This window comes from Methylobacterium tarhaniae (assembly GCF_001043955.1).
In the GTDB taxonomy this organism is placed as follows: domain Bacteria; phylum Pseudomonadota; class Alphaproteobacteria; order Rhizobiales; family Beijerinckiaceae; genus Methylobacterium; species Methylobacterium tarhaniae.
On record NZ_LABZ01000131.1, the window covers coordinates 19,034 to 28,905 of the forward strand.

The window sequence follows — 9,872 nt, forward strand, 5'->3', positions numbered from 1 at the left end:
GCCCCGCGGCCGCGGAGTTGCGTCAGTTCGACCGGCGCGACAGCGACACCGCGTAGGCCGGCGAGCGGATCGCGAACATCGGGTCGTCGGCCGGGCCGGCGATGCCCTCGGGCATGTCGACCACGGGATCGAAGGTGGCGGCGTCGCAGGTCGCGTCGGGCTCGATGGCCGTGATCGCCAGGGTGCCGAGCGTGCGGGTCTTGCGCTCCTCCTCCGGCCAGGCCGCGGTCGCGTCCGTGGTCGGGTCGTTCGGCTCGGCCAGGATCGCCACGAGGTCGAACCGCGCCGGTCCCCGGGCCAGCCGCTCCTTCAGCTCGTCGGCGTAGAAGCTGTCGGGCTTGGCCTTCAGCTCCTCGTCGGAGAGGGTCGCCTTGTCGGCGGCGACGAATTTCAGCTTCGCCTTGGTCGCCTCGCCCTTGGCGTTGGTCAGCGTGTAGGTGTGCACCGCCCAGTAATCGGTGCCCGCGAAGCTCGCCGGCACCGGCCGCGCGTTGAGCCAGGCCGCCTGGCGGCCGGTCTCCGGGTTCTTCGCCGCGAAGGCCTTGACCTTCTCGGCATCCGGCTTGCCGTCCGGGCCCGGCGCGCGGACCTGCAGGAATTCCAGGAGCTGCGCCGGGGTCCGGGTCGAGAAGACCGGGGCGGAGATGACCACGAAGGTCATGTCGCCGGCGGGATCGGCCAGCCGCATCGCGAAGCCGCGGGTGGTCGGCTTGGTCTTGTCCGAGATCTTCGGGTTGCCGCCGCCCATCGAGAAGCGGGCGGTGACGGGGACGGCCTTGTCGGGGGCGGCCTTGGAGAACTGGGGCGCCTTCGACAGGCTCGCCGCGTCCGGCGCCGGCGTGAAACTCCCCTTCAGGCAGACGCCCTTGGCGCCGCTCGCGCGCACGCCCTTGTGGTCGCCGCTGACGGCGAATTGCAGGGCCACGATGGCGCCGGGATCGGCGTCCTGGGCCGGCGCGGGCGTGGCGAGGGTGGCCAGCACGGCCGCGCTGGCCAGGAGGGAGGGGGACCGGATCATGGAGGCGCTTCCTCGATTTTATCGAGGGGCATTTTGAATTGCGCGCAATTTTATAGCAAGTGTGATTCTGATCGGTTTCCGGATCGTGTCCGGGGGCGGCCGGGACGCCGCCCCCCGCGCCTCACGCCGATTCCGCGAACATCGCCCCCGGCACCGCCGCCAGGAGGTTGCGGGTGTAGGGATGCTCGGGCGCCCGGAACAACGCCTCGGTCCGGTTCATCTCGACGATCTCGCCCCGGTGCATCACGGCGATCCGGTCGCAGATCGTGGCGGCGACGCGCAGGTCGTGGGTGATGAACAGCATGGCGATGCCGAGCCGCGCTTTCAGATCCTCCAGGAGCGCCAGCACCTGGGCCTGGACCGAGACGTCGAGGGCCGAGACCGCCTCGTCGGCGACGAGCACGTCCGGCTCCATGGCGAGCGCCCGGGCGATGCCGATGCGCTGGCGCTGGCCGCCGGAGAAGGCGTTCGGGTAACGCTCGGCGGCGGTCTGGGGCAGGCCGACGAGGTCGAGGAGTTCCCGCGCCCGGGCCCGCGCCTGGCGGGCCGGGGTGCCGTGGGCGATGGGGCCGCCGGCGATGATCTGCTCGACGGTGCGGCGGGGGTTGAGCGAGGCGAAGGGGTCCTGGAAGATCATCTGGATCCGCCGGCGCTCGTCGCGCAGAGCCGTCGGTCCCAGAGCCGTGAAGTCGAGGCTGCCGAGGCGGACCGTGCCGTGGTCGGGCTCGATCAGGCGGATCGCCAGCCGCGCCGTGGTCGACTTGCCGGAGCCCGACTCGCCGACGATGCCGAGGGTCTCGGCCCGGCGCAGGTCGAAGCTCACTTCCTTCACCGCCGCCACCACCCGGGGCTTGCCGAGGAGGCCCGAGCGGGTGGCGTAGGTCTTGGCGAGGTTCATCACCGAGAGGGCGATCGGCGCCTCGGTGATCGGCTCCCGCTTGGGCGGGGTCAGGCTCGGCACGGCGGCGAGCAGCGCCTTGGTGTAGGCGTGTTGAGGATGGCGCAGGACCGCCTCGGCCGAGCCGGACTCGACCAGCCGGCCGCGCTGGAGCACCGCGACGTGGTCGGCGATGTCGGCCACCACGCCGAAATCGTGGGTGATGAACAGGACCGCCATGTTGCGGCGCTGCTGGATGTCACGGATCAGCTTGAGGATCTGGGCCTGGGTGGTGACGTCGAGGGCCGTCGTCGGCTCGTCGGCGACAAGGACCGCGGGTTCGAGGGCCAGCGCCATCGCGATCATCGCCCGCTGGCGCTGCCCGCCCGAGAGCTGGTGCGGATAGGCCCTGACGATCTGCTCGGGGTCGGGCAGCCCGACCTCGCCGGCCAGCGCCACGGCGCGCGCGCGCCGCTCCCTCGGGGTGAGCAGGTCGTGGGCCTCGAACATCTCGGCGATCTGGTCGCCGATGCGCATCACCGGGTTGAGCGCCGTCATCGGCTCCTGGAAGATCATCGCGATCCGCCGGCCGCGCAAGGAGCGCCAGGCGCGCTCGTCGAGGCGGAGCAGGTCCCGGCCCTCGAACCGGATCTCGCCGCCGGCGGCCTTCAGCGAGCGCGGCAGGAGGCCGGTGAGCGCGTAGGCGCTCATCGACTTGCCCGAGCCCGATTCACCGACGACGCAGAGGATCCTGCCCGGCATCAGGTCGAGGTTCAGGCCCTCGACCGCGTAGGGGCGGTCGGCCCCCCGCGGCAGGGCGAGGGTCAGGTTGCGGATCTGGACGATCGGTTCGCTCATCTCTGGCCCTCGTGCGCCCGATGGGCGGGCGTTCGATCGACGGACGTCTTGTCCGGAACGTCTACTTTGCCTCGACGGGACTGCTTCCCTCGGCGTCGTCCCGGGGCCGCGTAGCGGAGCCCGGGATCCAGACGCTCAGGGGCTGCAGAACGAAGCGGAGGCCTCTCCGCCCTGTCCTGAACCATCCGCGTTCGTGGATTCCGGGCTCCGCTTTCGCGGCCCCGGAACGACATGGTGGGCGGCGGTGCCGGCGCGCAGGCTGGACCGCCGGTCAGCCCGCCGCCCTGCGCCCGGCCAGCACCGTCGGCCCGGTCTCGCCGAGGTCCCAGAACAAACCGGCCATCAGCCCCAGGGCCTCGCGGGTCGGGCCTCCCAGCAGGTGCTCGTCCGGCGCGTGCTGCGAGCAGGCCGGGTAGGAATGCGGCACCCAGAGCGTCGGCAGACCGAGGATCTCCGAGAAGGCGTCGTTCGGCAGCGAGCCGCCGAGATTGGGCAGCAAGGCCGGGCGCTTGCCCGTGCTGGCCTCGATCGAGGCGAGCGCCCACCCCACCCACGGATCCTCGACCGGCAGGCGCGTGGCGCGGAAGACCTCGCCGCGGGTCGCCCGCACCTCGACCATCGGGAAGCCCTTGGCGTCGAGATGGGCGCGGATCGCCGGCAGCAGCCCCTCCCAGTCGGTGCCGACGACGAAGCGCAGCTGCATCGTCGCCTTGGCGGAGGGCGGCACGGCGTTCTGCGGCCCGTCCGGGTCGCCGCACTTGAAGGCCAGGACTTCGAGGGTGTTCCAGCCGAAGACCCGCTCGGCCGGGGTCAGGCCGGGCTCGCCCCAGCCCTCGTCGATCGCCGGCGCGTTGGGATCGCCCCCGACGGTGATGTCGGACAGCGCCGCGCGCACCCCGTCGGGAATCGGCGGCGGGAGAAGGGCGTCGAGGAGGATCTTTCCGCGTCCGTCGACGAGGCTCGCGATGGCGCTCGCCAGCACGGTGCCGGGATTGCGCAGGAGCCCGCCCCAATTGCCCGAATGGTGGCCGCCCTCGCGCAAGGCCACCACCAGCTCGAAGGTATAGCCGCCGCGGGAGCCGAGGAACATCGTCGGCCGGCTCGCCTCGATCCGCGGCCCGTCGGAGGCGATGAGGAGGTCGGACGCGAGCGCCTGGCTTTCCGCCCGGCAGACCTCGCGCAGGCCCGGCGAGCCGGCCTCCTCGCCCATCTCGATCAAGAGCTTGACGTTGAAGCCGAGCGTTCCGCCCCGGGCCTGCATCACCGCCGCGAGGGCGCCGAGGTTGATGAGGTGCTGGCCCTTGTTGTCGGCGGTACCGCGCCCGTACCAGCGCTCGCCCTCGACCGTCACCTGGAGCGGGTGCAGGCCCTCGCGCCACTGCTCGGGGTAGTTCCGCACCGTGTCGCCATGGCCGTAGGTCAGCACGGTCGGCAGGTCGTCGCCCTCGTGCCGGGTGGCGATCAGGAACGGTCCGCGTCCCGCCTGCGGGTTGTCGAGGAGGCGGGTCGCGAAGCCGAGCCGCGACACGGCCGGGATCATGAACCGCGTGAGGTAGGCGGTGAGCGCCGGCCCCTGGTCCGGGGCCTGGCTCTCGGTCGGCAGGCCGACCGCCTCGCGGAGCACGGCGAGGAAATCCCCGTCGTCGTAGTGCCGGTGGGCCAGCGCGATGGCGTCGCGTCGCGACATGGGAACTCTCTTCTGTTCTACGCGTGCGGAGAGGGGAGGGGCGTTCAGTGCCGCCCCTCGGGAGCGGTGATGTCGCGCACCCCGTCGCCCAGGAGGTTGATGCCGAGCACCAGCATCAGCAGGGCCACGCCCGGGATGGTGATGACCCAGGGCTGGAAGAGCATGTACTGCTTGCCCTCGGCGATCATCAGCCCCCAGGACGGCAGCGGCGGCTGCACGCCCAGCCCGAGGAACGAGAGCGCCGCTTCGAGCAGGATCGCGTGCGCCATCTCCAGGGTCGCCACCACGATCAGCGCGTTGAGGATGTTGGGCAGGATCTCCTGGGCGAGGATCCGCACCGGACCGAAGCCCGACGCCTTGGCGGCGGCGACGAAGTCCTGGCTGCGCACCTGTCGGGTGGCCGCCCGGGTGACCACGGCGAAGCGGTCCCAGAGCAGGAAGCCGAGCACCAGCACCACCACCTTGAGCGAGCCGCCGACCAGCGAGGCCATGGCGAGGGCCACCAGCACCACCGGCATGGCGAGCCGGGTGGTGACGACGTAGCTGACCACCGCGTCGACCCGGCCGCCGTAATAGCCGGCGAGCACGCCGAGCGTCGTGCCGATCGCCCCCGAGATCAGGGCGGCGGAAAGGCCGATCAGCAGCGAGATCTGGCTGCCGTAGATCAGGCGGCTCAGGTAGTCGCGCCCGAGCTTGTCGGTGCCGAGGAGGTGCTCGACGCTGCCCTTGGCGTGCCAGACCGGCGGGATCAGCCGGCGCGACACGTCCTGGGCGTAAGGGTCGTGCGGGGCGATGAGCGGTGCGGCGAGGGCGACGAGCACGATGAACCCGACGATGCCGGCGCCGATCAGGAAGCCGCCATGGGACAGGCCGCGCCGGAGCGCGATGGCGGCCGGCGAGCGCGCCGGGGGCAGGACGGTCTCGGCCGGGGCGGAGGCCGGAGCCTGCGCGAGAGGGGAGGCGGGCCGGATGGTCATGCGCGCAGCCTCGGATCCAGGAAGGCGTTGAGGAGGTCGGCGGCCAGCGTCAGGGCGATGTAGATCATCGCCAGCACCAGCACGATCGCCTGGACGACGGGGAAGTCGTTGCGGGCGATCGATTCCCAGGCGAGCTGGCCGAGGCCCTGGAGCGAGAACACCGCCTCGATCACGATCGAACCGCCGAGCATGAAGCCGAACTGCACCGCGGCCAGGGCGATCACCGGGATCACGGCGTTGCGCAGGGCATGGCGGATCAGGATCTTGCGCGGCGGCAGACCCTTGGCGCGGGCGGTGCGGACGTAATCCGAGGACAGCACCTCCAGCATGCCGTTGCGGGTGAGCCGCATCACCGCCGGCATGGCGTAGTAGCCGAGCGCCACCGCCGGCAGGATGAAGTGCTTCCAGGTCGCGTTGCCGGAGACCGGCAGCCAGCGCAGGTTGACCGAGAAGATCATGATCAGGGTCAGGCCGAACCAGAAGCTCGGCATCGCCTGGCCCAGCACCGAGACGGCCAGCGCCGTCCGGTCGATCCAGGTGTCGCGGTAGAACGCCGCCAGCACCCCGAGGGGGATGGCCACCAGCAGGGCCACCGCGAGCGCGATCACGCCGAGCGTCAGGGTCACCGGCATGCGGGCGGCGAGCAGGTCGGTCACCTGCTCGGGGAAGTAGAACGAGCGTCCGAAATCGAGCTGGAGCGCGTGCCAGGCCCAGGTTCCGAACTGGACCACGAGCGGCTGGTCGAGCCCGTGCTGTGCGCGGACCGCCGCGATCTGCTCGCCCGTCGCCTCCGGTCCGGCGATGGCGGTGGCGAGGTCGCCCGAGAGGTGCAGGAGCAGGAAGCTCGCGACCGAGACGGTGAGCGCGACGCTGATCGCGACGAGGATGCGCCGCAGCGCGAAGCCCAGCATGGCGCCCCTCCTACTTCTTCCAGGTCGCCGCAAAGAAGCGCGGCACCTCGTCGGTCTGCGCGGTGAAGGTCAGGTCCGCGGTGAAGGCGTAGTTCGACGGGTAGGAGAACATCGGCAGCGCATAGGCCTGGGCCGCGATGCGCTTGAGCGCCTCGGCGTACTTGGCCTTGCGGACCGCCGGATCGGTGCTGGTGTCGCCGGCCTGGAGGTCGGCGATCACCGCCGGATCACGGGCCAGGTCCTCCTCGCCGCCGCGGAAATAGATCCCCGTGAAGGCCGAGACGTCGTTGATCGAGAACGAGCCCCAGGTCTGGTAGCCGATCGAGGTCTTGCCGGCCCGCAGCGCGTCGCGGAAAGCGGCGTAGCGCAGGTAGTTGAGCTTCGCCCGGATGCCGACGGCGCGCAGGTAGCCGATCACCGCCTCGGCGTAGTCGCGCTCGCGATAGGCCGAGAGGTCGATGTCGAAGCCGTTCGCGTAGCCGGCCTCCTTGAGCAGCGCCCGCGCCTTGGCCGGATCGTAGGCGTAGGCCGGCACGCCCTCCTCGGTGCAGCCGAACTGATCGATGAAGCAGACCGCGTTCATCATCCGGGAGCCGCCGCGCACCAGGTTGTCGACCATCGCCTTACGGTCGATGGCGTGGGCGATCGCCTGGCGCACCCGCACGTCCTTGAGGGGCGAGTTCTCCGCGGCGCGGCCCTGCACGTCGAATTGCAGGAAGCCGACCCGCATCGTCTCGGCGGAGACCACGGTCAGGGTCGGGTCGCGCTTGAGCTGCTCGGCCTGGTCGGTCGGCACGCGCCAGATCCAGTCGACGCCGCCGGTCATCAACTCGGCCATGCGGCTGTCGCCGTCCGGGATGATGCGGAATTCGAGCTTGCCGATCTTCGCCTTGCCGATCGGGCTACCGGGCCAGTACTTGTCGTTGCGCACCATCTTCACGGCCTTGCCGCTCTCGACGGAGACGATGCGGTAGGGGCCAGTGCCGACCGGCGCCTTGCTGAAGCCGTCGAGGCCCACCTTCTTGAAATAGGCGGCGGGCAGGATCGGGGTCGGGCCGGCGAGGTATTCGAGGGCGGCCGGGAACGGCGCCTTGAGGTGGATGCGCACGCTGTGCGGGCCGGTCACCTCCGTCGACTTCATCCAGTCGACATTGCCCTTGGTGACGATCTTGGCCTCGGGCGTCAGCACGTAGTTGAACGTGAAGGCGACGTCCTCGGGCGTCAGGGCATCGCCGTTGTGGAAGGTCACGCCGTCGCGGATCGTGAGGTCGAGCGTCACCGGGTCGACCCAGGTCCAGGCGGTGGCGAGCATCGGCTGGTGCTGGCCGGTCGCCGGATCGCGGTAGAGGAGAGTATCCCAGACGTTGCGCGCCAGGATCACGCCCTCGCGCAGGTTGTTGTGGTAGGGGCTGAGATTCTCCGGCTCGCTGTCCGAGGCATAGACCAGGGTGTCGTCGGCCTTGCCCGCCAGCGCGGGACCTGCGACCCCGGCGAGGAGGAGGCCTGCCAGAAGGGCACCGGCCTTGCTGGCACCGGCCTTGCGCATCCGCCCGGCCCGCATCACGCCCGCCCGTCCTTGGCCCGCTTCGATCCGTGTCGGCATGTCGGCTCCGCATCGTCGAGGGCAGCGCGGGTGCCGTCACCCGTCATGCTGCACTGCCGCAAAATTCACCGTGCCAGGATGTTGCGCAGATCCGATCGCAGCAAGACGAATTTATCGATAGGCTCGTTGCCGAAACGGCAAGGCACGGGAATGCGGGGCGGGGGCGGGCGATGCAGACCACGGCGTTGCGCTACTTCCTGGCGGTCGCCCGCGAGGGCACGATCGCTGCGGCCTCCGCCCGGCTCAACGTCGCGCCCTCGGCGATCAGCCGGCAGATCGCGAATCTCGAGGCGGAGCTGGCCTGCCTGCTGTTCGAGCGCCGGCCGCGCGGGATGGTGCTGAGCCAGGCGGGCGAGCTGCTGGCCCGCCACGCCCACCAGGTGCTCCAGAGCGCCGACCAGGTCGTCACCGAGATCCAGGAGCTGGACGGCCTGCGGCGCGGCCTGGTGCGCATCGCCACCACCGAGGCCTTCGCCATCGACCTCGTGCCGAGCGTGATCGCGGCGTTCCATGCCCGCCACCCCGGCATCCGCTTCGACCTGAGCGCGCTGCCGCCGGGCCAGGTCACCCAACGGGTCGTGCAGGGCGACACCGATATCGGGCTCACCTTCAGCCTGGAGCCCTCGACCGACACGGCGGTGGCCTACCGCAACAGCCTCGACATGGTGGCCCTGTGCGCGCCCGGCCACCCGCTCGCCGGGCGAAGCCTGATCGGGCTGCCCGACCTCGCCGCCTATCCGGTCGCGCTCCTGCCCCGGGACACCACCCTGCGGACCATCCTCGACGCGGCCTGCGCGGCGGAGGGCATCGCCATCGAGCCGGTGCTCAGCGCGAACGTGCTCTCGGCCATCCTGCCCTTCCTGCGCGGCACGCGCGGCCTCACCCTGATGTCGTCGATCGCCCTCCAGGGCCAGGTCGGGCGCGGCGAGTTCCGGGTGCTGCCGATCCGGTCCCGCCGCAGCCTGGCCCGGGGCATCGAGGTCCAGACCATGCGCGACCGGCGCTTGCCACGGGCCGTGCAGGCGTTCCTGACGGACTTGGTGGCGGCCTTGCCGCCGATCACCGGATAAGGGACGCCAACGCGACCGAGGATGATCGGCCTTGCCGTCGCCGCATCGTCTGGCGCTGCACTTGACGGTCAAGGCCGGCTTGGCGACACTGTCTTCACGAATCGATCGAAGCGACGCGGTCGATAGGATGTCGACCGACCTTGCGTCCGGATTTGCTCGAAGACATCTGCACCGATGCGCGCGGCACGAGCCGGAGCGCAGCGTCATGACGTCGATCGCGGGGCTGCCCGACTTCCTCCTCTATCTCGGCACGGCCGCTTTGCTGACCGGCCTCTATCTGCTGATCTACACCCTCGCCACGGCGCATAACGAGCTGGCGCTGATCCGCCGGGACGTGACGGCCGCCTCCGTCTCGCTCGGCGGCAGCCTGGGCGGCTTCACCCTGCCGCTGGCGGTGGCGATCTACAATGCCCGCTCCGTGCTCGACTGCCTGGTCTGGGGCCTCGTCGCGCTGGTGGTGCAGGTGGCGGTCTACTGGCTGGTCCGCCTCGTCCTGCCGGACCTGTCGCGGCGGATCGAGGAGGACCGGATGGCGGCGGCCATCCTGCTCGGCGCCGCCTCCCTCGCCGGCGGCGTCCTGAACGCCGCCTCGATGACCTACTGAGTGTGATGACCTACTGAGTGTCATGAGCGAGCCCGCCCCCGCGCCTCCCCCGGACCAGGCAGTCGAGCACGGAGCGGGCATTGTAGATCGCCACCGCCCGCGGCAGGGTGAAGCCGCCCAGGATGCCGCCGAGCGAGACGGAGGCGGCCGTCACGTCCCGGCGGATAAGCGCCAGCTCGTTATGCGCCGTGGCGAGGGTGTAGATCAGCAGTTAGAGGCCGGTCAGCAAAGCGGCCGTGCCGCGATAGAGGAGGAAGTCGGGCAGCC

9 protein-coding genes are annotated in these 9,872 nt (G+C 70.9%); 2 read left to right on the plus strand and 7 right to left on the minus strand.

Features of this window, described 5'->3' with window-relative positions:
* Positions 1-22 precede the first annotated feature (22 nt).
* The 6 genes from VQ03_RS18930 to VQ03_RS18955 form a co-directional block, all read right to left on the minus strand.
* Positions 23-1,018 (minus strand): catalase family peroxidase, encoded by a 996-nt coding sequence (locus tag VQ03_RS18930; RefSeq protein WP_048452448.1) that lies wholly within the window; start codon positions 1,016-1,018, stop codon positions 23-25.
* Positions 1,019-1,139: 121 nt separating this feature from the next.
* Positions 1,140-2,753, minus strand: a complete 1,614-nt coding sequence (locus VQ03_RS18935; protein ID WP_048452449.1) for an ABC transporter ATP-binding protein — start codon at positions 2,751-2,753, stop codon at positions 1,140-1,142.
* Positions 2,754-3,024: 271 nt separating this feature from the next.
* On the minus strand, positions 3,025-4,440 hold the full coding sequence (locus tag VQ03_RS18940; protein WP_048452450.1) for a M20 family metallopeptidase: 1,416 nt from the start codon (positions 4,438-4,440) through the stop codon (positions 3,025-3,027).
* Positions 4,441-4,484: 44 nt separating this feature from the next.
* Positions 4,485-5,417, minus strand: a complete 933-nt coding sequence (locus VQ03_RS18945) for an ABC transporter permease (RefSeq protein WP_048452451.1) — start codon at positions 5,415-5,417, stop codon at positions 4,485-4,487.
* Positions 5,414-6,328, minus strand: coding sequence for an ABC transporter permease (locus VQ03_RS18950; RefSeq protein WP_048452452.1), 915 nt, complete (start codon positions 6,326-6,328; stop codon positions 5,414-5,416). Before VQ03_RS18950 ends, VQ03_RS18945 begins: the two co-directional genes overlap by 4 nt.
* A gap of 10 nt (positions 6,329-6,338) precedes the next feature.
* On the minus strand, positions 6,339-7,889 hold the full coding sequence (locus VQ03_RS18955; RefSeq protein ID WP_425350079.1) for an ABC transporter substrate-binding protein: 1,551 nt from the start codon (positions 7,887-7,889) through the stop codon (positions 6,339-6,341).
* Between the two features lie 212 nt (positions 7,890-8,101).
* Between VQ03_RS18955 and VQ03_RS18960 the strand changes: the two genes are divergently transcribed.
* Together VQ03_RS18960 and VQ03_RS18965 are read left to right on the plus strand one after the other, a co-directional pair.
* On the plus strand, positions 8,102-9,001 hold the full coding sequence (locus VQ03_RS18960) for a LysR family transcriptional regulator (RefSeq protein WP_048452453.1): 900 nt from the start codon (positions 8,102-8,104) through the stop codon (positions 8,999-9,001).
* Between the two features lie 205 nt (positions 9,002-9,206).
* Positions 9,207-9,605 (plus strand): DUF350 domain-containing protein, encoded by a 399-nt coding sequence (locus VQ03_RS18965; protein ID WP_048452454.1) that lies wholly within the window; start codon positions 9,207-9,209, stop codon positions 9,603-9,605.
* Between the two features lie 10 nt (positions 9,606-9,615).
* Here the strand turns inward: VQ03_RS18965 and VQ03_RS34680 are convergent, their stop codons facing one another.
* Complete coding sequence (locus VQ03_RS34680; protein WP_483428667.1) at positions 9,616-9,816, minus strand: DUF350 domain-containing protein; 201 nt, start codon at positions 9,814-9,816, stop codon at positions 9,616-9,618.
* Between the last annotated feature and the right edge of the window lie 56 nt (positions 9,817-9,872).

Bases quoted from the DNA above. Each gene is read 5' to 3' on its own strand.
- VQ03_RS18930 (WP_048452448.1), bottom strand. From the start codon at position 1,018: ATGATCCGGTCCCCCTCCCTCCTGGCCAGCGCGGCCGTGCTGGCCACC.
- VQ03_RS18935 (WP_048452449.1), bottom strand. From the start codon at position 2,753: ATGAGCGAACCGATCGTCCAGATCCGCAACCTGACCCTCGCCCTGCCG.
- VQ03_RS18940 (WP_048452450.1), bottom strand. From the start codon at position 4,440: ATGTCGCGACGCGACGCCATCGCGCTGGCCCACCGGCACTACGACGAC.
- VQ03_RS18945 (WP_048452451.1), bottom strand. From the start codon at position 5,417: ATGACCATCCGGCCCGCCTCCCCTCTCGCGCAGGCTCCGGCCTCCGCC.
- VQ03_RS18950 (WP_048452452.1), bottom strand. From the start codon at position 6,328: ATGCTGGGCTTCGCGCTGCGGCGCATCCTCGTCGCGATCAGCGTCGCG.
- VQ03_RS18955 (WP_425350079.1), bottom strand. From the start codon at position 7,889: ATGCGGGCCGGGCGGATGCGCAAGGCCGGTGCCAGCAAGGCCGGTGCC.
- VQ03_RS18960 (WP_048452453.1), top strand. From the start codon at position 8,102: ATGCAGACCACGGCGTTGCGCTACTTCCTGGCGGTCGCCCGCGAGGGC.
- VQ03_RS18965 (WP_048452454.1), top strand. From the start codon at position 9,207: ATGACGTCGATCGCGGGGCTGCCCGACTTCCTCCTCTATCTCGGCACG.